The organism is Nocardioides terrae (assembly GCF_900112345.1).
GTDB lineage: Bacteria > Actinomycetota > Actinomycetes > Propionibacteriales > Nocardioidaceae > Nocardioides > Nocardioides terrae.
Genome location: NZ_FOLB01000009.1, coordinates 26,958 through 50,579, shown reverse-complemented (window position 1 = coordinate 50,579; position 23,622 = coordinate 26,958). Strand labels below are relative to the sequence as shown.

Sequence of the window (23,622 nt, the reverse complement as noted above, 5' to 3'; positions counted from 1 at the left end):
CGGCTGATGCGCTCACGCCTGGTGGTAGGGGATGGTCTCCTTGCGGTGCGGGCTCCAACAGGTCGTGCCGACCAACGCGCTCGGGACCTTGTAGCGCTTGAGCACGGGGCAGTAGATGCTGTCCTGGGTGCCGACCACCTCACGCCAGTGGCCACCCTTCCCGCCACCCTTCAGCCGGTTGGTCCACAGCGCTACGTAGCCGCCGCAGGTACCGACCGAGCCGAAGGCGTAGCCGCGGGTGAACGCCTGGACGTAGAGGCCGCTGTTGCCCTGGCACCCGCCGTCCTCGCGTCGGATGCGAGCGCCCTCCTCCGCGGCGAAGCGCCGGAAGGCCGGGCTGGTGCCATGCAGGAAGCGCGCGGCCGTCCTCGCGTTGTGCACGCTGTGCGGGGGCTCGAAGTGCACCACCCGTCTGGCGGTGGCGGCCGACGCCGAGCCGGTGACGGCCGGCGCGGCGGCGCCGAGGCCGGCGGCGAGGACGAGGGCGGACATGAGGGCGCGTGCAACGCGCGGAATCCGAGTGTTCATGCCCCTTGGACGCCGCAGGACAGGGGTTCCGTTGCACCGGATGCGCGCCGCGCGTGTCGCCGCTAGCGCGGACCGAGCCCGGTCCGGCCATCGATCAGCTCACGCGCGACATCCAAGTGGCCGAGGTGTCGTGCCGTCTCCTCGATCATGTGGAGCGCGATGCCCCGCAGATCGGCGACCTCGTTGTCGGGATCGCCGCCCGGGTGCTGGCCGATCGGCGTCGCGTCCAGCGGTGTGGTGGCGAGCACGGCGTTGCTGTGATCGCACTGAGCCCGGTAGAACGCGAGGATCTCCGCGGTCGGGTGGTCCGCAGAGAGCGGGTTCTCGTCGTCTTCGAGCCAGCGGTCGTCCGCCACGGCGCCTGCGAATACCCGCTGGAACCAGTGCCGCTCAGCGTCCGCGAGGTGCTTGATCAGGCCGATCGGCGTCCAACCCGGCAGCGCTGACGTCCGCAGCTGCTCGTCGCTGAGGCCCCCGAGGATCGCGACGGCCGATGTGCGCTGCGCGTCGAGATAGTGACGAAGGGCAGCAGCCTCCGCCGTCACGGACGTTGTCGTCATGGCAGCTCCCGGCTGAGAACGGAACCGACTCGACCCGGCCGGTCGTGATCAGCACGCCCGAGCGCGAAAGGGCCCGGAAGGCAGCCTCGGCCTCCCGCGGTGTGACCGGCGAACTCCTGGGTCGTGCCGGTGGGCAGGTAGAGGCTGAGCTTCATCATGTTGCGTCCTCGCGCTCGGCGAACGGGTCGAGGGTATAGACCTCGGCAGCGACCGGAATGCATCGAACGTGGCGGATCCCCGGAGGAGCGAGTCGGTGCGAGCGTTCGGTCGGGCCGCCTGAGGGAGAGAAGCCCTAGGACGAGCGCCAGTCGCTGCTGCGGCCGAAGAGCGCGAGAAGCCGGTCGAGGTCGGTTTGTCCCACGCACGCGGCGATCTCGGGGCCGAACAGACCGGAACGCTCTCCGTGGGCCAGCACCAGTGGAGCCTGGACCAGCAGGGCCTCGACCACCCGCCTCGGGAGCTCGGCGGCCGTCGAGGTCGCCTGGTCGACGTCCCAGGCGTGGAGCGTCAGCTCATAGCTGCCCGTGAGCGCGGTCAGCGCGACCGCGCCGTCGAGCCTGGAGGCCGCCGCGGCGACCCGGTCGAGGTCGGCGAACACCGCCTGTGCGGCGGAGCATCCCGGCAGTGGCGGTTCGCCCGGCGGTTCGCTCGTGAGCATCTCCTGGAGCGACCGGGCCGAGTCGGAGACGTGGCGGACCAGCGTGCCGAGACTCCACTCGCGACACGGGGTCGAGATCGAGTGCGGGACCTCCGCGGCCCGGATCACGGCAAGCGCCGCCAGTGAGATGGACTCCCGGAGGAGATCGACGGGGTGCGTCGCGCTCATGGCGCGGCGAGCTCGTGGGGGACCTCGAAGGCTTCCGCCAGCGTCGGGTCCAGGAACACGACGATCCTGTCGATGAGCCCCTCCGCGATCTCCAGCACGTGGACGCCGTGGAAGGCGAGTCGGCCTGAGCCCGCGTCGACGTAGGTCGCGACCGCCGGGTGGCCGTTCGCCCAGGTGGCGATCGCCGACCGCGGCCGCGACCACACCCTCACCTCGTGGTGCTCCACGATGGCCGCCGGCCCACGGAACCACCTGCGCATCGGCGGCATCTCGTAGGTCGTGTCGTCGCGCAGCAGCCGCGCGAGCGCCGCGGTGTCGGCGGCCTCGAACGCCGCCAGGTAACGCGCCAGGATCTCGGCCTCGCCCTCCAGCGGCGGGACGGCGTCGTCGTGCCTGGGCGCCACCTGCTTGAGCGTCGCTCTGGCGCGCTGCAGCAGGCTGCGCGTCGCGGGGTAGGAGACGTCGAGGAACCGCGCCGCCTCCGGTACGCCGAACCCGACGACCTCCACCAGCAGGAGGACGGCTCGCTGCCGGGCGGGCAGGTGCTGCAGGGCCGCGATGAGCGCCAGCCGGGTGCTCTCGCGGACCGTCGCGATGTGGGCCGGGTCGGCGCGGTCCGAGGCCGCGGTGCGGATCGGACTGATCCACGGCACCGCGTCCGCGCGCTCCAGGTCGAGCGTGCCAGCCTGGTCGGCTGCTCCCAGCCCGGAGGGCAGCGCGCGTCGCTGGCTCGACTGCAGGGCGGTCAAGCAGGCGTTGGTGGCGATGCGGTAGAGCCAGGTGCGGAGCGAGGACCGCCCGTCGAAGCGGTCGTAGCCCCGCCAGGCCCGCAGCAGTGTCTCCTGGACGAGGTCCTCGGCGTCGTGGACCGATCCGGTCATCCGGTAGCAGTGGGCGAGGAGCTCGGCGCGGTAGGGGTCCGCGATCTCCGCGAAGCCGAGCCCACTCTCACGCGACACCGGCGACCTCCGGGTCAGGCCCGTCGGCGGCGGGCATGGGTGCATCGGCTGGCCGGCGAGCCGCGGCGAACAGCCCGGAGGCGGCGCCGAGGAACGCCATGACGGCTGCGGCGACCATGGCTGCCGCGAAGCCGGCGGAGAACTCGCTCGGACTGGTCACGTCGCCGTGTGCGGCGAAGACCGCCGCCAGGATCGCGATCCCCAGGACGCCGCCGATCTGGCGAACGGTGCTGAAGGTGCCTGCAGCCTTGCCCATCTGATGCGGCGCCACCGTGGCCATGACCGCGCTCTGCTGGGCGGGCATCGCCATGGAGGTTCCGATTCCCGCGACGATCAAGGCGGCGACGGACGCCCCGTAGCCGTGGTGTCCGTGAGCGTTGGCGGCGATCCACAGCAGGCCCACGCCCTGCACGGTCAGTCCGGTCGTGATGAGGATGCGGGAGCCGATCTTGTCCTGCAGGCGTCCCGCGATCGGGGCGATGAAGAAGATCGGCAGCGTCCAGGGGAGGTAGCGAAGGCCCGATCCCACGGGGCTGTTCCCCAACCCGAGCTGGAGGTACTGAGCCAGGAAGAAGACCGTGCTGAACAGGGACGCCGTCAGCAGGAGCGTCGAGGCGTTGCCCGCAGAGAACTCGCGGTTGGTGAACAGCCGCATGGGCAGCATCGGGTTGGCGGTGTGAAGCTCCCAGGCCACGAGGGCGCACAGCAGCACCGCGCCGCCGATCAGCGTGCCCAGCACCTCGGCGCTGCCCCAGCCCGAGGAACCGGAGCGCACGAGCCCCCAGGTGATCCCGAGCATCGAGGCGGTGACGAGCAGGAGGCCGAGCAGGTCGGGCCGCAGCGGCTGACCGCCCCTCATCTCGTTGAGCCTCGCCGCGGCGAGCGGGGTCACCAGCGCGATGACCGGAACGTTGATCCAGAAGATCCACTGCCAGGCCAGGCCCTCGGTCACGAGGCCACCGACCAGAGGTCCGCCGACGACCGCGAGTCCCATGACGGCAGCGTAGATCCCCATCACGCTGCCGCGTCTGGCCGGCGGCGTGGCCGCGGTCAGCAGCGCGAGGGCCGCGGGCGAGATCAGCGCCGCGCCGGCCCCCTGGACCACACGGGCTGCGATGAGCAGCCCGATGCTGGGGGCGAGGGCACAGGCCGCGGAGGCGACCCCGAAGACGAGCAGGCCGATCAGATAGGTGCGCCTGCGCCCGATCCGGTCGCCGATCTCGGCACACGGGATCATCAGCGCCGCGAAGCTCAGGCTGAACGCGTTGACCGTCCATTCCAGGCTCTCCATCGACGCGTCGAGGTCGGCGCGGATCGTGTTGATCGCAGTCGAGACCACGAGTTGGTCCAGCGCGACGATCAGCGCTGCCGCGGCGGTCAGCACGAGCACCCAGCCCAGCGCGGGCTGGCTGCGAACCGGGTTCGGTGCCATCACGTTCGTCATCACTTCTCACTCCTCCGCCCACCGGAGGTGAGCTCTGGAGTGTTGACACGCACCGCCCGCCGATTGCATCGGCGGCTGCCGACCGATGCCGACCCATGCATCGGGGGTCGCTCCTCCGTGCGCACCTGGCTCTATCGGATCGCGACCAACCTCTGCCTCACGGCCTTGGAACCGCAGCGGCGCCGGCTCGTGCCGGCCGGCCTCGGCACCGACGACGGTCTGCGCCTGGACCCTGCCTTGACGGCCGAGGCCCGCGCCGGGCTCCGGATGACCGCTTCGACGGCGAACCGACAGCCCGCCGCCGCGACGTCCCGACGCGACGCGGCGACGGGGCAGTACCAGCCGTTCGGCGTCGTGGTGCTCACGACCGAGGGTGACCGCATCACCCGCATTGACGTGTTCCCCGACAAGCGCCTGGTCCCGAGCTTCGCTCAGCTCCCGAGCACGGCGACCGGCGCGGCTTCGAGATCCACGCGGGCGCGGCCGGGCGCGGCGGCAGCGATGAGGGCTCCGATGACGGCGACCCCTCCTGCCACGAGTTCGGCGTACCTGAAGCCCTCCATGAAGTCGCCGGCCGACCGGTAGCTGCCGTGCGCCGCGAAGACGGCTGCCATCACGGCGACGCCGAACACACCGCCCACCTCACGCACGGTGTTGTTGGTGCCCGACGCCAACCCGGACTGTTCGAGTGGGACCGAGCCCACCACGGCGTTGGCCATGGTCGGGAACACCATCGAGATGCCGACTCCGGAGACGATCAGGGGACCGATCAGCGTGCCGTAGCCGACGTCTGCCTTCGCGACCAGGCCCAGCCACCCGAGACCGACGCCCTGCAACAGCATCCCAGCCAGCAGGAACGGCTTGTTCCCCAGCCTGTCCGAGAGACCGCCCGCGATCGGCGCGACGAGCATCGGCATGGCATTCCACACCATCATCCGCAGACCCGCCTGGAGCGGGTCGTGGCCCAGGCCGATCTGGAACATCTGGGCCACCAGGAACAGGGATCCGATGAGCGAGAACGCAAGGGCGAACGCAACGCCGTTCGAGGTGGAGAACCCGCGATGCCTGAAGTAGGACATCGGAAGCATCGGCGCCTTCGACCGCACCTCCCAGCCGACGAAGCAAACCAGCAGCACGACGCCGGCAGTCAGCGTCGCGACCACCTCCGTGCTGCCCCACCCGATCGAGGGCGCCCGGACCGGCGCCCAGGTCAGGGCGAACAGCCCGGCCGCCGCCAGCGCGAGACCGACGAGGTCGAGCGGCGCTCGGGTGCCCTTGTTGTCAGGGACCTTCACCAGGCACAGTGCCGCAGTCAGCAGGCCGACGGGGACGTTGATCCAGAACACCCACTGCCAGTCGAGGCCCTGGATGATGACGCCGCCCAGGACCGGCCCGGCGGCGACGCCCAGGCCGGTGATGCCACCCCAGATGCCGATCGCCGCCCCGCGCTTCTCGGTCGGGAACGCGTCGCTGACCAGGCTCAGTGACAGAGGGAGCACCGCGGCGGCGCCCAGGCCCTGCACGACGCGCGCGGCGATCAGGGTCTCAGCGTTGCCGGAGACCGCGCACCACACCGACGAGGCGGTGAACAGCAGCAGGCCGACGACGTAGACCGTCCGCTTGCCCAGGCGGTCACCCAGCGCAGCGCAGGTCAGCATCGCGCACGCGAACGCGAGGTTGTAGCCGTTGATCGTCCACTCGAGGTCCGAGAGGCTCGCCCCGAAGTGGTCGCGCAGCGACGGCAGTGCCGTCGAGACGACAACCACGTCGAGCGAGGTGATGAAAGCACCGATCGACGCCAGGACCACGACCCACAGCAGTGACCCTCGCGTCGGTACGGCGACAGAAGCGTTAGACATCGCACATCCCTTCACACATCGGGCACGGTGCCCGGCTCAGGACGTATGGACCGTCTCCACTGGCAGGAGGAATCGGTGCAGTCGCGATGTGCCGTTCCAGACATCCAGCCGGAGGTCAAGAAGACCTGGTCTGAGGCGACTGCCTGGGGAGCTGCGGCGATGCTTTCCGACGTGGACGCCGACTGGCTGGGGAGAGCCAGCGGTCGCGCCTGCGCGGCGGCGGACGAGCGCGCATGGCACCGCCTGCCGCTCGACGGGCGCACGACCGCTCAGAGCGACATATCGCACCGATGGTGAGAGCTCGCATGGCCGAGGCCGGCTGCATTCGACACGCTCCGCGACGGCCGCCTCCGCCCGCGTCGTCCGGCGCTCTCGGCTCAGGTTGAGATCCGTGCAAGTTGACGCCCTCCGGAGGGACTACCCGGAGGGCGACAGCTGGGTCTCGTGCTCAGCGACGGACGACCTCGCCGGTCTCGGTCGTGGCTCCGTCCGCGGATGGCGTCGGCGAGTGGGCCGTCTTGGTCGGCAGCGCGTCGTCGGAACTTTCGAGGTTCAGGTGCGGCAGGAGCCGGTCGAGCCAGGCCGGCAGCCACCAGTTGGTCCTGCCGAGCAGTGCCATCGTCGCGGGCACCAGCATCATCCGCACGATGGTTGCGTCGATGAGGATGGCGATCGCGAGCCCGAGGCCCAGCATCTTCAGCGACGGAATCGGGCTGAAGACGAAGCTGGAGAACACCGCGACCATGATGAGGGCCGCCGAGGTGACCACCCGGCCGGTGCCGGCCAGGCCGCGAGCGACGGACTCGGTGTTGTCACCGGTGCGGTCGTACTCCTCCCGGATGCGGGAGAGCAGGAAGACCTCGTAGTCCATCGAGAGCCCGAACAGGATCGGGAACATGATGATGACGATGACTGAGGTGATGGTGGTCGGCCCGTCCAGGCCCAGCATCTCGGCACCCCAGCCCCACTGGAAGACGACCACCAGGACGCCGTAGGCGGCACCGATGGACAGCAGATTCATCACCGCCGCCTTCAGGGGGACGAGGATGGAGCGGAACACCATCATCAACAGCAGCAACGACACCGCGATGACCGCTCCGATGAACAGCGGCAGCTTGGCCGACAACTGGGCGTTGAGGTCGTCGGTGACCGCGGTGATGCCCGAGATGTAGACGTTGCCGGGGATGACGTCGCGGACCCGGTCGATGGTCGCCGAGGTGTCAAGGTCCGCCGGCCCGGTGGTCGGGGTGGCGGTGAACACGACAGTGTCGCCGTCGTCCGAGGTCCGGGGCTCGCCGACCGAGGCGATTCCCGGGACGGCCGCGATGTCGTCGGCCACGACTTCCACACCGGCTGCGTCGGTGCCCGGAGCGCCGAGATCGACAACGACCATCAAGGGCGCGTTGATGCCGACACCGAAGCCTTCGGTGAGCAGGTCGTACGCCTGTCGGTGGGTGGTCTCCTTCGGGGCGTCGCCGGCGGCCGGGAACCCGGTTTGCATCCACAGCGCCGGGGCGGCGATCGCCAGCAGGACCGCGATGGAGGCAAGCAGGTAGGGCCACGGGCGGGCAGACACGCGGTGCCCGAACCTCCACCAGGCAGTCTCCTCGGCGGCCTTGACCGCGCTGTGTCGGCTCCCGATGCGACCCTTGTCGATGCGGTCGCCGAGCAGGCCGAGCAGCGCCGGAAGCAGGGTGACGGCGGCGATGACCGAGGAGAGCACCATCATGGCGGTCGCAAGGCCGATGGAGGTCAGGACGCCGACACCGGTGATGACGAGTGCTGAGGTGGCGATGACGACGGTCCCGCCGGCGAACACGACCGCCGCACCGGAGGTCCCCATCGCACCAGCCAGTGCGGCTGCGTTGTCGCGGCCGGCAGAGCGGTTCTCGCGGTAGCGGGCGACCACGAACAGGGCGTAGTCGATGCCCACGCCTAGCCCGACGAGACCGGCGACCGGGACGGCCGAGACCGACACGTTCATGAACCCGGCCATGAGGGTGATGCCGCCGATCGCGGTGCCGACGGCGACGAGGGCGAGGCCGATGGGCAGGACCGCGGCGACGAACGTGCCGAACACGACGAGGAGGACCAGGAGCGCGACGAGGAGGCCGATGCCGACGTGGCCGGAGCTGCCGCCTCCGGCGTTCAGGAAGACCGCGTCGCCGCCGAGCTCGACCCGCAGGTCGGTGGCGTCAGGACCAGTGTTGACGCTGGTGACTCCCTCTGAGAGCGTCGCGAACGCCGGCTTGCCCATCTCGCGTTCCGCAACGTCGAGGGTCATCACCGAGTACCCGATGCGGCCGTCCTGGGAGATGGTGCCGGCCTGGAACGGGTCGGTGACCGAGGCGACGTGGTCGAGCCCGGTCACCTTCTCCAGGACGGCGGTGACGTCTGCCTGGTCCTCTTCGAGGGTGGTGCCCTCCGGTGCCTCGAAGACGACGAGAGCGTTGCCCTTGGCGGCTTCGGGGAAGTTGTTGCTGACGAGGTCCATGGCGCGGGAGCTCTGGCTGCCCGGTGCGGAGAAGTCGTCGACGAACGTGCCGCCGCCGACTGCCGCGAGAAAGAAGACGGCGACCACCGCGAGCACCCAGCTCGCAATCGTGCGCCACGGGTGCCTCGCGCTGGCCATCGCCACGGCGCGGGTGAGTCGGTTCATGGTCGTGCCTTTCGAGTGTGGCGGCCGGCGGCGGTGGCGCCCGTTCCCAGATGCCTGTCGGGCTGCGCGGCGGCTGGTCTGCCGGTGTCGGTGGTGCCGTGCTGGACCTTGAACCTAGGAACCAAGGTGGTGAGAGGTCGTCACCACAGGTGGTGAGCAGGGTGGTGATTCCGCACGACCCTGGGCGGACGTGGGACGCCCCCGGCTCCACGAGGCGGAACCGGGGGCGCTGGTGTCGCGGTCGTGGACCGCGACGACGTCGGGCGGACGCCGTACGGGGGAGGACGGCTCCCGGCCGACGAGTCAGGACGCTCCGCGTTCGTGGTGGTACGGGAGGGGGTGGAACCTCAGGCGGCGCGGCGGCCGAGGATGCGGCCACGGGCCTCGTGCAGACGCGGCATGAGGCCGTAGATGACGATGGGGACCGCGATGGTCGCCAGGACGAAGGTCCGCAGGACGGGGTTGGTGTCCTTGAGCGACGGGCCGATAGTCAGGTTCAGCACCGTGAGGGTCGGGAAGACAGCGATCCAGATCATCAGCGCGAGCTGATGCTTCGAGGGCGGTCCGACCGGTCCGACCGCGCCGGCGGCCGAGCCGGTGCCGGCCTTGCCGGGACTGGGAGTGGGGCTGGGGTTGGACATGGTGATGCTCCTTCGGAGTCGAGGGCGGACACCGGGTCAGCGGGCGTGCTGGTCCGGACCTGTGCGGCCGCGGCCGCGTTATCGGTGGGACCGGGCCGGAGATGGCCCAGTGGATGGGGTCAGCCGACCTGGAGGCCGAGTCGGAAGTTGGCGACCGTGATGGGGAGGTCCTCGTCGACGAGGTCGTTGTTGATGGCGATGGCGGCCGCGGAGCCTTCGCCGGCGGCGGTGATGACCTGGGCGCGCGGGTTCACGGCGTTGCCGGCTGCCCAAACGCCCGGGACGCTCGTGCGCCCGGTGGCATCGACCGTGACCCAGTGGTTCTGGCCGGTCTCGCATCCCAGGCCGGTCAGCAGCGTGTCGTTCGGAACGAACTGCGGGCGGACGAACACCGCGGTCCGGGGTACGACCTGGCCGCCTTCGAGCTCGACACCGCTCAGCCGGCCGTCCTCGACGACGAGGCGGGCGACCGGTGTCTCGACGAGTCCGATGGCGCGGGCGACGAGCTGCTCACGCTGCGCGACGGTCAAGGAGCCGCCGTTGGCGAAGAACACGACGTCGTCGGACCACTGGCGGATGAGGTGCGCGTGCGCCAGGGCGTCCTCGATGAAGACAGGGCCGCCGGCGAGGACGCCGAGGGGCTGGTCGCGGACCTCGTAGCCGTGGCAGTAGGGGCAATGGAGCAGGTCGCGGCCCCACCTCTCCTGGACACCGGGGGTGTCAGGGATGTCGTCGCGCAGCCCCGTCGTGACCAGGACGCGGCGCGCCCTGAGTGCGGAGCCGTCCGCGAGCACGACCTCGAAGCCGCGGCGGTCGTGGGCACTGGTGCGCGGGCATGCGGTGATGGATGCGACCGTGCCGGAGACCAGCTGACCGCCGTAGCGGGTGACCTCGGCGCGGCCCGCTGCGAGCAGCTCGGTCGGCGCGAGCCCGTCGGAGCCGAGGAAGCCCTGCATGTGGGCCGCTGGTGCGTTGCGCGGCTGGCCCGCGTCGACCACGGCGACTCCGCGACGGGCGCGGGTGAGAACCAAGGCTGCTGAGAGGCCGGCGGCGCCCCCGCCGACCACCACCACGTCGTAGTCGTTCATGGCACCAGAGTCGTCGGACCACGTGCCTTCGACAACGGTTGTTGCAGATTCTGGGAACCAGGCGGTGCAATGGGGTGCATGGCCGACCCTCGAAGCACCTCCGCCGCTGCCAGCGCTCCCGCGAACAGCACGGGCCCGATCGCGGCCGCGCTCGACTTGGTCGGCCCACGGTTGCGGCGTGTTCGCGAGCAGCGCGGCGTCACTCTCACCGAGGTCGCGACCCTGACCGGGATCTCCAAGAGCACCTTGTCGCGGCTGGAGAACGGGCAGCGGCGTCCGAGCCTGGAGCTGCTGCTGCCGCTGGCCCAGACCTACCGGGTGCCCATCGACGACCTGGTTGGCGCACCTGAAGTGGGCGACCCGCGCATCCGGTTGAAGCCGCGTCGCGTCAACGGGCGCACCGTGTTGCCGCTGACGCGCCCGGGCGGCATCCAGGCGTGGAAGATCGTCATCCCCAAGACCCAATCGGACCCTAAGCCGCGCACGCATGACGGGTTCGAGTGGCTCTACGTGCTGTCCGGGCAGATGCGGCTCGTCATGGGCGACCAGGACATCGTCCTGGGCATCGGAGAGGCCGCGGAGTTCGACACGCAGGTCCCGCACTGGTTCGGCAGCACCGGCGATGGACCCGCCGAGGTCCTGAGCATCTTCGGCCGACCCGGTGAACGGATGCACACCCACGCCAGCACGTCCGAGTCAGCGCGCTGAACCAGCAGGGGTCAAGGAGCTAGTCGACCCCGCACCGAGGACCCTGTTCTGCCCTACGCTCAGGGGGCGTGCGGTCCGATGCCCAGGAAGGGGAGCCGCATGGCCGACCCACTGGTGGAGACGAAGCTGCTCCAACCGCGTCCACGACGCGATGTCGTTGCGCGCCCCCGGCTTGCCGACATGCTCAAGCGTGCAACCGGCTCACCGGTCACGCTGGTCTCTGCACCCGCCGGATTCGGCAAGACATCGCTTCTCGGCGCGTGGATGAGCACCGGACAGGACAGCGCTGCGGGCGAGCACCCCGTCGCGTGGGTCTCGCTCGACGGCCGCGACCGTCAGCCGAGCACGTTCTGGACCTACGTCCTCATGGCCCTCGACCGAGCGGTCCCGGGCTCCGGTGCTGCTGCACTCACCCTGCTCCGGTCCGGGCAGGCGCCGGTCGAGGCCGTACTCGCCGGGGTGGTGAACGAGCTCAGCGTCCAGCCTGGCGACGTCACCTTGGTTCTCGACGACTACCACCTCGCCGACAGCGTCGATGTCGCGGCCGGAATGGCGTTCTTCGTCGACCACATGCCGCCGCAGCTGAGGCTGGTCATCAGCACCCGCGTCGACCCCGCACTGCCCCTGTCGCGGCTACGGGCACGTGGAGAGCTGCTCGAGATCCGTGCATCCGACCTCCGCTTCACGCCCGACGAGGTCGCCTCCTACCTCAATGATCTCCACGGCTTCGCACTCACCGTCACCGACATCGCCTCACTGGAGGCCCGCACCGAGGGCTGGGTGGCGGCTCTCCAGCTCGCCGCCATCTCGCTGCGTGACCGTGACGACCCGTCCGCGTTCATTGCCGGATTTGCCGGCGACGACCGGTTCGTCGTCGACTACCTCGCCGACGAGGTCCTGAGCCGCCAGCCCGACGACGTGCGCCGCTTCTTGCTCGACACTTCCATCCTTTCGCGACTCACGGGACAGCTGTGTGATGCGGTCAGCCCGCCCGCACGCTCGGGCGGGCGTAGCGGCAAGGCGATGCTGGAGGTGCTCGACCGCGCCAACCTGTTCCTCGTCCCTCTCGACGGGCGACGCACGTGGTACCGCTACCACCACCTGTTCGGCGACGTGCTCCAGTCCCACCTCCTTGAGGAACGCCCCGGCGACGTGTCCGGGTTGCACCGCCGAGCCGCCGCCTGGTACGCCGAAGCAGGCCAGGTGGAAGCCGCCGTGCGGCACGCGTTGGCCGGCGACGACCTCGACCAGGCGGCGGACCTCATCGAGAGCTCCTTCCGAACCCTGGGGCGTGAGCGACGCGAGGACCTCCTCAGCCGCTGGGCAGACCAGGTGCCCGACGAGGTCCTCAGAGACCGCCCCGTCTTGGCGATTGCGCTCATCGGCGGCCTGATGGCCAGCAACCAGTTCGACGGCGTCGAGCGACGCCTCGATCACGTTGAGCAGCTGCTGAGGAAGCCGGCCGCGCAGCTCGTGGTCCGAGACCCCGGCGAGCTCGCCCGGGTCCCGGCCGCCGTCGAGATGTACCGGGCCGCGGTCGCCCTCCTCGGTGGCGACCCACCCGGTGCCATCGCTCGCGCCGAACGCGCCATCGACCTCGCCGTCGCGAGCGACGACCTTGCGGTCGGGGCAGCGGCGGCGCTGTCCGGGCTGGCGTCCTGGTCGACCGGTGACATCACGGCGGCCCACGCCAGCTACGCCCGGTCCATCCCGGCCCTGACCCGGGTCGGGCACATCGCCGACGTGCTGGGCTGCTCCGTCGCGATGGCCGACATGGAGCTGCGCCTCGGCCGGCTCCGCGACGCCGAGAGGACTTTCGCTCACGCGCTCGGGCTGGCCGAGGCCAACACTCCGCCTGGGGCAAGCGTCATGCGGGGCACCGCCGACATGCTCGTGGGCCTGAGCCGCATGGCGTGGTACCGCAACGACCTGGTCGCCTCAGCCGAGTACCTGCGTCGCTCCGACGAGCTCGGGGAGGCCGCATCGTTGCCGCAGAACCCGTACCGGTGGCGAGTCGGCATGGCCCGACTCCGTGCGGCCGAGGGCGACCTGGCCGCAGCCCTCGAGCTGCTCGACGAGGCCGAGCGGGTCTACGTCGGCGACTACTCCCCGAACGTCCAACCGGTGCACGCCTCCCGCGCGCGGATCCTGGCCGCCAGTGGAGACCTCGCTGGGGCGCGTGCCTGGGCGCGCGACCACGGGGTCGCGGTCGACGACCAGCTGTCCTACTTCCGCGAGTACGAGCACATCACCCTCGCCAGGGTGTTGCTGGCAGAGCACACCTCCACCGGATCCCGGGGGCCCCTGGACGCCGCGGTCGGTCTCCTGGACCGCCTGCTGGCCGCGGCTTCCGATGGCGGCCGGGTCGGGTCGGTCATCGAGCTCGAGGTGCTCCGAGCCGTTGCACACGACGCGGCCGCGGACCGGAACGCCGCGCTCGAAGCCATTCGTCACGCGGTCGACCTCGCCGAGACCGACGGCTGGGTCCGCGTGTTCGTCGACGCCGCCTCCGCCCTGACACCGTCGCTTCGCGAGCTCGCGTCCCGCCAGCCCCAGTCCGGGTATGTGCACGAGCTGCTGACTGCCGTGACGGGAAGCGGTAGCGCGACCGAGGTGGCCGACGGCGGCGCCGCCCCAGGAGTTGGTGCTTCACCCACAGGGCCACCGGACCCAGGGGCGGTACTAGTGGAAGCGCTGAGCGACCGTGAGCTCGACGTGTTGCGACTTCTTGGCTCAGACCTCGACGGTCCCGCCATCGCGCGCCAGCTCGTCGTGTCCCTGAACACGGTCCGCACCCACACCAAGCACATCTACACCAAGCTCGGCGTGAACAACCGACGCGCCGCCATCAGCCGTGCTCACCGGCTCGGCCTCTTGTCCCGGGCTGCAACCCGCTGAACCCCGTCAACGTGGCTGCATGTCCCGGTTTTTGAGTGTCGTCGCGAGCGTCGAAGCTGTGTACGTCAGTACGCGAGGAGTGCCCTGGAAACCCTTCGCGAGCAACCAGATGGGTAGCGCCAGCGATCCGAAGACCAGCTGGATCCGTGCGAAGGGCAAGTTCACCACCTTGGTCACCACATGATGTGACGACCGCTCATCGCTTCGGCTCCTAGCTTGCAGGCATCAGGACGACTCCAGCTCTCGCTGGAACCGTCAGGACCAGCAAGAGGAGCAGCCCGGTGAACACCCCACCCGTTGGCGAGCACGAGCCCGGTCGGTACGAGATCCGCCTCGAAGGGCGCCTCCACGAACGGTGGTTGGCGTGGTTCGACGGCATGACCCTGACCAGCATTCCCAACCCGAGTCCGGACAGCCCCGGAAGCGCCGGGCAGGGTGTCACCACGATCCTCCGTGGCCCCGTCGCAGATCAGGCCGCGCTGCACGGGATGCTCGCCCGGCTTCGCGACCTCGGTATGCCGCTCATCTCCGTCGCTAGGGTCCAGACCGGCCCGGCGGACGACGCCCAGGGCGCCACCGGGGGCGAGCGATGAACCAGATCGCCACACCCGCCACCGCCCGCAGTTCCACCGAAGGCGGCACCCGGACCCGGAGCAGCTGGCCTGTGCCAGCCGCGCTCCTCGGGTTGAGCGCTATCCCGCTGACTGCCGGCACCTTGCGCCTCATCCAGCTCGGCGGCGGCCCCGCGGTCCTTCCTGCCGACGACCGGTTCACCGGGTTCCCGATCGCCCTTGTCGTCCACATAGTCGGTGCCGCGGTCTTCGCGCTGGTCGGCATCGTCCAGTTCATGCCCCGGTTCCGACGCAAGCACCTGACGTGGCACCGGCGCGCAGGCCGCATCCTTGCCGTCGCCGGTCTCATGGTCGCCGGGTCCGCGCTCTGGCTGACACTGGCGTACTCACCAAAGCCGGGCACCGGAGAGGTGCTCTACACGTTCCGGCTGGTGTTCGCCGCGGCCATGATGGGCGCCATCATTCTCGGGGTCCGTGCCGCCTCCGCCCGCAACATCGGGGCACACCGGGCCTGGATGGTGCGCGCCTACGCCATCGGCCTCGCGGCAGGAACCCAGGTCCTCACCGAACCCCTAGGCCACGCGCTGTTCGGCACCGGCGACGTCCGAGACGACCTCGCGAAGGGCGCCGGCTGGTTCATCAACCTCGCCATCGCCGAATGGGCCATCCGCCGCCGACCGCGCCCCGTTCGCGAACGGCACCGACAGCGCAGCCACGGCGACGACCTACTCAACCGCACAGGAGCATCGGCATGACCACGACCACCGCGGCCCGCACCAAACCCGACAACACACCCGCCGACAGTGTCGCGAGCGAACGGCCCTCACCGGTACTCGAGCGCGTCGTGCGTACTGAGCGGCTCACGCTGCGGCCGGCGACCCTCAGCGACACTGACGCCACCTGGACGTTTCGGCAGCTGGACTCCGTCAACGAATGGCTCACCGGCCGCCCACCTGACCTCGACGGCTACCGAGATCTCTTCGGCGACCCGGAACGCCTCGCCAACACCGTCATCATCGAGCTCGGCCACGGCGAGAACGCGCCCGTCATCGGTGACTTCATGCTTCGCCGCGAAGACGCCTGGGCACAGCTCGAGATGACCACCCAGGCCAAGGGCACCCAAGCAGAGCTCGGCTGGGTCCTCGACCCCGCCTACGCTGGCCACGGATACGCCACCGAAGCCGTCCGAGCGCTCCTGCGCTACTGCTTCGAGGACCTCGGAGTCCGTCGCATCGTCGCGAACTGCTTCCTCGACAACGACGCTTCCTGGCGACTGATGGAACGGGTCGGGAGGCGGCGCGAGACCCACGCCATCGCCGAGTCCCTCCACCGCTCCGGCGCCTGGCTCGACACCGTCGGCTACGCCCTCCTCGCCGACGAATGGAACGCGTAGTCCGCAACCCCTCACCTACCCCAGGAGATCTCCATGACCAGCACAACTGCCGGCTCACGAGCCGGACCACACGGCGGCCCACCCAGCCAGACCGTCAGCCGAACGCCCGCAGTGGCTGCAACAGCCGCCGGCCTGTCGGTGGTTCGCCTGAACGTGATGCGCGTCGGCTACCTCTTCATGGGCCTGGGGCTCGTCGTGGTGAAGTGGCCGCTCCTTCCACAAGCGCACACACTCCCGCTGTACGAAGGCGTCACCGTGTGCGTTCTCGTCGCGATGTCGCTGTTCGCGCTCCTCGGCGTTCGCTACCCGGCCAAGCTGCTCCCGCTGCTGCTCCTGGAAACGGCCTGGAAGGTCTTGTGGCTCTCCGTGGTCGCACTCCCCAAGGTCATCGCCGGCGACCTGGACGCTGCGACCACCACCGTTCTCGTCAACTGCTCACTGGTGGTCGTCATCGCAGCCGTCGTCCCCTGGCGCTACGCCTGGCGTCGGTTCTGGCTCAAGAAGGGCGAGCCCTGGCGGGCGATCCCACGTGGAGCACGGCTTGACGCGTGACGACCTCCCGCGTGCTGCTCGACGCCTACCATCCTGGGCCGTGCGCACGCCCGCGTCGGTACCGTCGGGCGGCAGCGTTGTGGGGAGGCCGTTGGTCATCCGGCGGTGCCGGACTTGATGTTCTCCTCGCCGCTGCGGTAGTAGCGGACCTGAATGGTGCGGATGTCGTCCCATCCGCCGAGCCGGAGCAGCTCCTTCTCGGGTGCCTCGTAGAGGTCGACCTGGGTGCGGGCGAAGCGGCGCCGAAGCGAGTGCCAGGTCACGTCGGCCTGGAGGTGGGTGCGCGGCCTGGGCCCGCATCTGGTCGAGCAGGACGAGCGCGCTCGTACTGCTCGCGGGTGAGCAACAACCCGTGGGCCCCGAGGTCGAGGCGTCGCTCCAGGACGGCCGCTTCACCGCCTGGTGGCCGGCGGGGGAGGGGAGCGGCGACAACCCCGGCATGGGTGGGGAGTGGACCTACAGCATCACGCTCGTCGGCGGGGCCACGCGCGAGGTCCGGTCCGATGAGTAGCCCTGGGATTCCGCCCGCGCTGGTGTGACCGCGGGACCCTGCCCGCAGCGGATGTCGGATGCTACGCCCCGGACGGTCCCACGGGCAGGCCGCGAGCACCGTCCGATACGGACCTCCATCGACGACTGCGCTAACGCAACCTTTGCCTTACTGTCGAAGCCAGGAGGGGCCGGTGCGCGGCGTCTGCGGTGATGTGGCGAGCCGTGCCCGCCTCCCTCCGGATCCGACGACGAACGCTAGGAGCGCAGATGGACATCACAGAACTGATCCTCTTCCAGCACCACGAGCAGCGGCGTCAGTTCGCCTTGCTCGACGAGGTGGAGCGAGGCGACGTCGAGACGCTGGCAGCTGTGTGGCGCAGGCTGGCTGTGCTGCTGGAGGTCCACGCAGAGGCCGAGGAGCGCTACTTCTACCCCGAGGTGCTCCGCCTCGGGCACGGTGGCCCCGGGTCCGAGGACGGCCCCGGCGCGGAGACGGAGGACGCGATCAAGGACCACAACGACATCCGCGACGCGATCCGCAAGGTCGCGGCAGCGACCGTCGGCAGCGAGGAGTGGTGGGCGGTCGTCCGTGAGGCACGCGAGGCCAACAGTGAGCACATGGCCGAGGAGGAGCGGGAGGACCTGGCCGACTTCCGGCAGCATGCGGATCTGCAGACCCGCCACGACATCGCGGTTCGCTTCGCCACCTTCGAGGCCCGCCACTGGGCCGGACTGGAGCCCGTCGACAAGGATCCGGGCGCGTACGTCGCCGAGCACCGCTGATCGACGGCGGCCGGCGGGGGTAGGCCCGCGGCGATCGGCCGGCGTGCGGTCGGGCGTCAGCGCCGCCGGCCTGCGGAGTCCACGCCGATGGTGAGGCCCTCGACGCATGCGCGGACGCAATAGTGATACGTTCGCATGAAATCCGGCGGCTCGGGTACTGCTGGGGTTCTTCGTCGGCCTGTCCGTCTACAGCTTCGTCGTCATGGTGGCCGTCCAGGACGGCAAGCCCCCGCTGGTGGGTGCCGGCGTCGCCACGTGCCTGACCATCGTGGCGCTCATCCTGCTGCTCGTGCTCGTCTACACGACCGTCAGCGCCCACGAGTCCCACCAGCACCTGACCGCCGCCCAGGCCCTGCAGATCTATGCCGACCTGCTGCCTCGTGCGCCGCCCGACGTCGCGGCCCGGCTCTGCCAGGAGATCTCCTGCCTGCTCCCGCTGCTCGACCAGATGCCGCCCCCGCCACCGCTCGACGCCGCCCGGCGGAGACTGGTGAGGGTGATGGAGCAGCAGGACGGCAGCCCCGCCGGCTCTGCTCCCTGAGGTCACTCCTCCTCGGCGTCCTCGTCGCAGAGCAGCTGGGCGGCGAGGTCCGCGAGGGCGGGGTCCCAGGCGCTGCGCACGCGGACGTACTCGCTCTCCGCCTCCTGGCGCACGGGCAGGCCCCCGGCCCGGAGGTCGTCCAACAGTTCCGAGTAGTCGAGCGCCCACTGCTCACGCTGCTTCGCGGACGCAGCCGGCGGTTCACGACGACGCAGGAGCCGGGCGCACATCTCCTCGGCGGAGCTCGCGATCTCGCGGACGCTGGTCCCCGCCAGCTCGGGGCGGTCCTCGGGCACCGCCACGGCGGTCCGCAGCACGGTCGCGGTCTCCCAGGTCGTCCGCAGGATGCCCGGAAGGGCGTCGTAGCCCCGCCCGAGATGGAAGGTCGGGAGCACGGGGTAGGAGGTGTGCGTCTCCAGCAGCCGGCGCATCTCGGTGGCCATCTCGGCCAGGAGCACCGAGGCGCCCGCCGGACCCTCCTGCCACAGGGCCCGGACGACCTCGACACCGCGGCCGGTTCCGGCGCTGCGCTGGTGCAGCGAGAGGGCGAAGGAGTTCCTACAGGTCAACGTGCTGTAGACCGACAGGAAGTAGGAGATGGCCAGCGTGATCGTCGCGAACCCCATCGCCGCCTCCGCGACGGTCAGCACACGGTAGAAGGGCGTCACCGCCACGACGTCGCCGAGGCCGAGCGTGGTGAGGGTGTAGCCGCTGTAGTAGAGCGCTGTTCCCCAGGACGCGTCCGTCGCGCCCGTGGCCGCCTGGATGCCGTCCCCGAGAGCGGGCCGGTAGACGGCAGCCCAGCCCACCACCAGGAGGCCGAACCAGGCCAGCATGGTGGCCGCGACATGGCTCGGCCCGGCGTACGCGCGGGCACGGCGTCGCGGGCCGCGGGGGGAGGTGCCGGGTGGCGCGGAACGCTGCGTCGACCGACCGGCTCAGGGGTCGGCGTACCGGGCCTCGTCCACTGCCCGGGAACGGCACGGTGTAGAACACGTCGACCGCGGAGCTCAGGATGAGCAGCCCGCCCACGACGGCCGTTGCCACGAAGGTCACCGGCGTAGCCCCTGACAGCCGCCCGCCCTGCGTACGCCGGCGGCAGCTCGCCCCGGGACACGGCGACGCTCACCCGCTGGTCGACCCATCGACCTCCTAGGCTGGCGCCATGAACGCCGCAGCGCCCTCGTCGAAGGATCCGCGTCGCGAGGCGACCGAGGCGATGATGGACGCCTCGCGCCTCATGACGGCCGTCGTCGCGCGTACCTTCCGAGCCGTCGACGAGTCGATCAGCGTGCCGCAGCTGCGCGTGCTGGTGATGCTCCGCTTCCGGGCGCCGATGAACCTGAGCGGCATCGCCGAGGGTCTGGGCGTGAACTCCTCCAACGCCAGCCGGACCTGCGACAAGCTGGTCGCCGCAGGACTGGTGACGCGGGTGGAGGACGAGGCCGATCGCCGGCACGTCTCGCTCTCGCTGACCGAGCACGGGGCGCAGGTGGTCGACGCGGTGATGGCGGAGCGCGAGCGCATCCTCGACAGCATCGTCGGGCAGCTCTCGCCGGCCGGGCAGCGGCGTCTGGCCGCGGGCGTGAAGTCGTTCCTCGCCGCGGCGACCACGGCCGGTCTGCAGCCCGGCGCAGGCGGGCAGAACTCCTTGATCCCGTGGCTGCGCTGAGCGCCCGGCCATGACGCGCGGCGCCGGCTGATCCCTCATCCTCGGCTCGACGGCACGGTCACTCCTGACCGCCGGCGACCTCGTCCTGGATCTTCTCCAGCGACTTCCCGCGGGTCTCGGGGACCCGCAGGACGAAGAACACCAGGGCGAGCACGGCCAGGCCGGCGTAGAGGAAGAACACGCCCTGCCGGGTGATCCAGCCGCTGAGGGTGAGGAACGTCTGGGCGACCAGGAAGTTGGCGCCCCAGTTGCACACCGTCGTCACCGACATCGCCTTGCTGCGCACGCCGCTCGGGAAGATCTCCGAGATCATCAGCCAGAAGACGGGTCCCAGGCCGACGGCGAACCCGGCGATGAACAGGATGAGGCCGGCCAGGGCGAGCCACCCGTAGTCGTCCTGCAGCGTGCTGGAGCTGAAGTAGGCGCCCAGGACGAGCAGTGCCACGAGGAGGATCGCCGTCCCGGTGTTCAGCAGCACCCGGCGTCCGACCCGGTCCAGGAGCAGCACGGCGACGGCCGTGAAGACCACGTTGGTCACGCCGACGAGGAGGGTGGCGGCGAGGGAGGCGGAGTTCGTCAGCCCGGTGTCGCTCAGGATGGTGGGCGCGTAGTAGATCACGGTGTTGACCCCGACGAGCTGCTGCGCGAGCGCGAGGGTCACGCCGATGAGGAGCACCGGCCGCAGCCGTGGCCCGAACAGCGTCCGCACCGAGGTCTCCCGCTCCGCGTCGTTCGCCTCCTCGATCTCGTCGAGCTCGGCGTCGACGTCGGCGTCCTCGTCGCCGCTGCGTAGCCTCTCGAGGACCTCGCGGGCCTTGTCGTGCCGCCCGGCGGCCGCGAGCCAGCGCGGGGTGCGGGGGACGGTCAGCATGCCCACCGCGAGCGCAGCCCCCGGGATGGCGGCCAGGCCGAGCATCCACCGCCACTCGTGGGTAACGTCCTTGAACAGGTAGTTGACGATGTAGGCGGCCAGGATGCCGGTGACCACCGCCATCTGGTTGAACGAGGTCAGCCCGCCGCGGATGCGCTTCGGCGACACCTCCGAGATGTAGAGGGGCGAGACGAAGGACGCCGTGCCGACCGCGAGGCCGAGGATGAACCGGAAGCCGATGAGCATCTCGGCGTTGACGCTGAGGGCGCACCCGATCGCCGCGAAGAAGTAGATGCCGCCGGAGAGCACCTTGGTCCACTTGCGGCTGATCCGGTCCGCGAGGTAGCCGGAGACCAGGGCTCCCACCATGGCGCCCAGCAGGAGCACGGCCACGATGGCCTGCTGCTCGAACTTGTTCGCGTGGAGGTCGTCGCGGATGTAGAGCAGGGCGCCCGAGATGACGCCGGTGTCGTAGCCGAAGAGGAGGCCGCCGATCGCGGCGATGACGCTGACGCGTACGAGGAGGCCGTTGCCGGTCGCACGCACGTCCTTGACGAAGCCCATTGGACCACCCCTTGCTCGATCGTCGCAATAGTTGCGTCAGCGCAGGTGCCTGTAACCAGGTGCGGGGGAGCGCACACGTCCGGCCCGCTCAGGGGGGATTGGCGCGCGGCCGTCGCCGGACGGCACGGCCGACGGATCACTCCTCGCGGGTGGTGGCCTCGACCTCGCGTCGGACGGCGTCCTCGATCGGCACGTCGCCGTTGACGACGTCCCACTGCCGGCCGACCGTTCCCTCGTCGTCGAGCACGGCGGCGAGGACTGCGGCGACGTCGGCCCGGGTGACGTCGCCTCGGTCGACGTCCTCGCCCAGGGAGATGCGGCCGGTCGGGGGCTCGTCGGTCAGGCGGCCGGGTCGGATGATCGTCCACCGCAGTCCGCTGGCACGCAGTGCGGCGTCGGCGTCGCGCTTCGCCTCGACGTACGCGCGCCACACCTCACCGAGATCGTCGGACAGCGGGTCGTCGACGCCGATCGCGGAGACCTGGACCAGCCGGTCGATGCCGGCTCGCCGGGCTCCCTCGATCGACTTCAGCGAGCCTTCGAGGTCGACGGTGCGCTTGCGCTCCTTGTTGCCGTCGGGGCCGCCCCCGGCGGCGAACACCACGGCGTCACATCCCTCGAACGCGGACGCGAACGTGTCGATGTCCGCCTGCTCGATGTCGAGCATCCGGACCTCGGCGCCGCGACCCTCGAGCTCCGCGCGGTGGGCCGGGTTGCGCACCAGGCCGACCGGCTGATGACCGCCGCTGGCGAGGCGGTCGACGAGGTGGCGGGCGACCTGCCCGTGTGCTCCCACGATTGCGATTCGGGCCATGCCCACCACCCTACGGACGCCGGTCGCTGCCGGTCAGGGCGTGACCGGCGTCCGGGCGTCGAGGGCCGCGGCGTCCTCGGCGAGCGTGTGCCGGATGCGCTCGGGCGGCATGGGCCGGGCGAGGTGGTAGCCCTGGACGACGTCGGCACCGAGGGAGCGGAGTGCGTCGAGGCCTGACTCGAGGTCGCTGACGAGGTCCCGGTCGATCTTGACCCCGTCCAGCGGGATGTCGCGCAGCGTCCGCGCCGAGGCATAGCCTCTGCCGAAGTCGTCGAGCTCGATGCGGACCCCCAGCGCCCGCAGCTCCTGCAGCATCTCCTCGACGAGGCCCGGAACCGAGCGGTCGTCGACCAGCTGGGCGGAGAGGTTGACGCTGACCGCGACGCCGAGGCCCGCGCGGCGCCACCCGAGCACCTCGTCGAGCGCCTTGCGCATGGTGAGGACGGTCAGCGGCCGGATCAGCCCGACCTCCTCGGCCGGGGGCACGAACGCCTCGACCAGGCCGCGGGCCTGTGCCTCGAAGGCGTCCACCTCGCTGGTCGGGACGTGTACGTCGCCGCGGCCCCGAGCACGTGCAGCCCGTCGCGGATCTGGGCGTCCTTGATCTCGCACAGCCACCCGTCGACGTGGAGCAGGAAGTCGTCGTACTCCTCGTCGCCGGGTCGCTCCTCGAGGCCGAGGTCGCGGTGCAGCTCGGCGGCGTGCATCAGCTGCCAGATCTCGCCGCGGATCGCCGGCGGCTTGGCCGGGTCCATCGCCGAGATCTTGTCGTACTCCTCCAGCAGCCCCCGAGCCGCGCGATGTCACCGTAGGGCTCCGCGCGCGCCATCGGCGGCACCAGGTGGTCGACGATCGTCGCGTGCGCCCGGCGCTTGGCCTGGGCGCCCTCGCCGGGGTCGTTGACCAGGAACGGGTAGATCAGCGGCATGCTGCCGATCGCGGCATCCGGACCGCAGGAGGCCGACAGCGCGGCGTTCTTGCCCGGCAGCCACTCCATCGACCCGTGCTTGCCCAGGTGCACGACGGCGTCGGCCTCGAAGCCGTGCTCCAGCCACCGGTAGGCCGCGAGGTAGTGGTGGCTCGGCGGGAGGCCAACGGTGCCGTGGCACGCGTCGAGGGCGGCATCACCTGGCTCGGCTGAGCGTCGTCGGGCGGCCCGGGCCCCCGAGTTGTGATGACCAACCTCCCTGGACATCAC

At 70.6% G+C, this 23,622-nt stretch carries 24 protein-coding genes and 1 pseudogene; 10 read left to right on the top strand and 15 right to left on the bottom strand.

Annotation, left to right across the window (positions count from 1 at the left end; all coding sequences use genetic code 11):
* Positions 1–12: 12 nt before the first annotated feature.
* The 9 genes from BM236_RS12830 to BM236_RS12785 all read right to left on the bottom strand — a co-directional run bounded on the left by BM236_RS12830 (position 13) and on the right by BM236_RS12785 (position 10,564).
* Positions 13–492 (bottom strand): hypothetical protein, encoded by a 480-nt coding sequence (locus tag BM236_RS12830; RefSeq protein ID WP_091124411.1) that lies wholly within the window; start codon positions 490–492, stop codon positions 13–15.
* A 98-nt stretch (positions 493–590) separates the two neighbouring features.
* Entirely contained in the window at positions 591–1,073 is a 483-nt protein-coding gene (locus BM236_RS12825) for a DinB family protein (RefSeq protein WP_245750314.1), read from the bottom strand.
* Positions 1,074–1,380: 307 nt separating this feature from the next.
* The gene (locus tag BM236_RS12820) at positions 1,381–1,914 is read right to left on the bottom strand and encodes a maleylpyruvate isomerase N-terminal domain-containing protein (protein WP_091124407.1); all 534 of its coding nucleotides are present in this window, start codon (positions 1,912–1,914) and stop codon (positions 1,381–1,383) included.
* Entirely contained in the window at positions 1,911–2,873 is a 963-nt protein-coding gene (locus tag BM236_RS12815) for an RNA polymerase subunit sigma-70 (protein ID WP_217645327.1), read from the bottom strand. Before BM236_RS12815 ends, BM236_RS12820 begins: the two co-directional genes overlap by 4 nt.
* Positions 2,863–4,317: a DHA2 family efflux MFS transporter permease subunit gene (locus tag BM236_RS12810; RefSeq protein ID WP_245750313.1), complete on the bottom strand. Its 1,455-nt coding sequence runs from the start codon at positions 4,315–4,317 to the stop codon at positions 2,863–2,865. The genes BM236_RS12815 and BM236_RS12810 overlap by 11 nt, the downstream gene beginning before the upstream one ends.
* Positions 4,318–4,748: 431 nt before the next feature.
* Entirely contained in the window at positions 4,749–6,176 is a 1,428-nt protein-coding gene (locus tag BM236_RS12805; protein WP_217645326.1) for an MFS transporter, read from the bottom strand.
* 448 nt (positions 6,177–6,624) lie between these two features.
* Positions 6,625–8,835 carry an MMPL family transporter gene (locus BM236_RS12795; RefSeq protein WP_091124401.1) on the bottom strand — a complete coding sequence of 737 codons (2,211 nt, stop codon included), beginning with the start codon at positions 8,833–8,835 and terminating at the stop codon, positions 6,625–6,627.
* Positions 8,836–9,182: 347 nt separating this feature from the next.
* Positions 9,183–9,476, bottom strand: a complete 294-nt coding sequence (locus BM236_RS19395; protein ID WP_245750312.1) for a putative antibiotic biosynthesis monooxygenase — start codon at positions 9,474–9,476, stop codon at positions 9,183–9,185.
* Between the two features lie 119 nt (positions 9,477–9,595).
* On the bottom strand, positions 9,596–10,564 hold the full coding sequence (locus tag BM236_RS12785; RefSeq protein WP_091124399.1) for an NAD(P)/FAD-dependent oxidoreductase: 969 nt from the start codon (positions 10,562–10,564) through the stop codon (positions 9,596–9,598).
* Positions 10,565–10,642: 78 nt separating this feature from the next.
* Between BM236_RS12785 and BM236_RS12780 the strand changes: the two genes are divergently transcribed.
* The 6 genes from BM236_RS12780 (at position 10,643) to BM236_RS12755 (ending at position 16,687) form a co-directional block, all read left to right on the top strand.
* Positions 10,643–11,272 carry a helix-turn-helix domain-containing protein gene (locus BM236_RS12780; RefSeq protein WP_217645325.1) on the top strand — a complete coding sequence of 210 codons (630 nt, stop codon included), beginning with the start codon at positions 10,643–10,645 and terminating at the stop codon, positions 11,270–11,272.
* Between the two features lie 264 nt (positions 11,273–11,536).
* Positions 11,537–14,170, top strand: a complete 2,634-nt coding sequence (locus tag BM236_RS12775) for a winged helix-turn-helix domain-containing protein (protein WP_245750311.1) — start codon at positions 11,537–11,539, stop codon at positions 14,168–14,170.
* A gap of 281 nt (positions 14,171–14,451) precedes the next feature.
* Entirely contained in the window at positions 14,452–14,763 is a 312-nt protein-coding gene (locus BM236_RS12770) for a hypothetical protein (protein WP_091124393.1), read from the top strand.
* A complete protein-coding gene (locus BM236_RS12765; protein ID WP_091124390.1) occupies positions 14,760–15,497 on the top strand; it encodes a DUF2306 domain-containing protein in 738 nt (245 codons plus the stop codon). The genes BM236_RS12770 and BM236_RS12765 overlap by 4 nt, the downstream gene beginning before the upstream one ends.
* Positions 15,494–16,135: a GNAT family N-acetyltransferase gene (locus tag BM236_RS12760; RefSeq protein ID WP_091124388.1), complete on the top strand. Its 642-nt coding sequence runs from the start codon at positions 15,494–15,496 to the stop codon at positions 16,133–16,135. The genes BM236_RS12765 and BM236_RS12760 overlap by 4 nt, the downstream gene beginning before the upstream one ends.
* Before the next feature lie 156 nt (positions 16,136–16,291).
* Positions 16,292–16,687 carry a hypothetical protein gene (locus BM236_RS12755; protein WP_091124386.1) on the top strand — a complete coding sequence of 132 codons (396 nt, stop codon included), beginning with the start codon at positions 16,292–16,294 and terminating at the stop codon, positions 16,685–16,687.
* 95 nt (positions 16,688–16,782) lie between these two features.
* On the opposite strand, the gene BM236_RS19025 is transcribed toward BM236_RS12755, so the two are convergent.
* A complete protein-coding gene (locus tag BM236_RS19025) occupies positions 16,783–16,950 on the bottom strand; it encodes a hypothetical protein (RefSeq protein WP_175507678.1) in 168 nt (55 codons plus the stop codon).
* An 89-nt stretch (positions 16,951–17,039) separates the two neighbouring features.
* On the opposite strand from BM236_RS19025, the gene BM236_RS19020 reads away from it, so the two are divergent.
* The 3 genes from BM236_RS19020 to BM236_RS12745 all read left to right on the top strand — a co-directional run bounded on the left by BM236_RS19020 (position 17,040) and on the right by BM236_RS12745 (position 18,503).
* Positions 17,040–17,198: a hypothetical protein gene (locus BM236_RS19020; protein WP_175507677.1), complete on the top strand. Its 159-nt coding sequence runs from the start codon at positions 17,040–17,042 to the stop codon at positions 17,196–17,198.
* Positions 17,199–17,446: 248 nt separating this feature from the next.
* Positions 17,447–17,962, top strand: coding sequence for a hemerythrin domain-containing protein (locus BM236_RS12750; protein ID WP_091124383.1), 516 nt, complete (start codon positions 17,447–17,449; stop codon positions 17,960–17,962).
* Positions 17,963–18,164: 202 nt separating this feature from the next.
* On the top strand, positions 18,165–18,503 hold the full coding sequence (locus BM236_RS12745; protein ID WP_091124381.1) for a hypothetical protein: 339 nt from the start codon (positions 18,165–18,167) through the stop codon (positions 18,501–18,503).
* A gap of 2 nt (positions 18,504–18,505) precedes the next feature.
* On the opposite strand, the gene BM236_RS12740 is transcribed toward BM236_RS12745, so the two are convergent.
* The gene (locus BM236_RS12740; RefSeq protein WP_091124378.1) at positions 18,506–19,339 is read right to left on the bottom strand and encodes a potassium channel family protein; all 834 of its coding nucleotides are present in this window, start codon (positions 19,337–19,339) and stop codon (positions 18,506–18,508) included.
* A gap of 329 nt (positions 19,340–19,668) precedes the next feature.
* Between BM236_RS12740 and BM236_RS12735 the strand changes: the two genes are divergently transcribed.
* Entirely contained in the window at positions 19,669–20,175 is a 507-nt protein-coding gene (locus BM236_RS12735; RefSeq protein WP_091124376.1) for a MarR family winged helix-turn-helix transcriptional regulator, read from the top strand.
* Positions 20,176–20,233: 58 nt separating this feature from the next.
* Here BM236_RS12735 and BM236_RS12730 read toward each other — a convergent pair whose 3' ends face one another.
* The 4 genes and pseudogenes from BM236_RS12730 to BM236_RS12715 all read right to left on the bottom strand — a co-directional run bounded on the left by BM236_RS12730 (position 20,234) and on the right by BM236_RS12715 (position 23,619).
* Positions 20,234–21,610 carry a sugar porter family MFS transporter gene (locus tag BM236_RS12730; protein ID WP_091124374.1) on the bottom strand — a complete coding sequence of 459 codons (1,377 nt, stop codon included), beginning with the start codon at positions 21,608–21,610 and terminating at the stop codon, positions 20,234–20,236.
* 136 nt (positions 21,611–21,746) lie between these two features.
* Positions 21,747–22,424: an SDR family oxidoreductase gene (locus BM236_RS12725; RefSeq protein ID WP_091124371.1), complete on the bottom strand. Its 678-nt coding sequence runs from the start codon at positions 22,422–22,424 to the stop codon at positions 21,747–21,749.
* 33 nt (positions 22,425–22,457) lie between these two features.
* Entirely contained in the window at positions 22,458–22,955 is a 498-nt protein-coding gene (locus BM236_RS12720) for an EAL domain-containing protein (RefSeq protein WP_175507676.1), read from the bottom strand.
* Positions 22,883–23,619, bottom strand: a pseudogene (locus tag BM236_RS12715) (cobaltochelatase subunit CobN). Before BM236_RS12715 ends, BM236_RS12720 begins: the two are co-directional and overlap by 73 nt.
* Between the last annotated feature and the right edge of the window lie 3 nt (positions 23,620–23,622).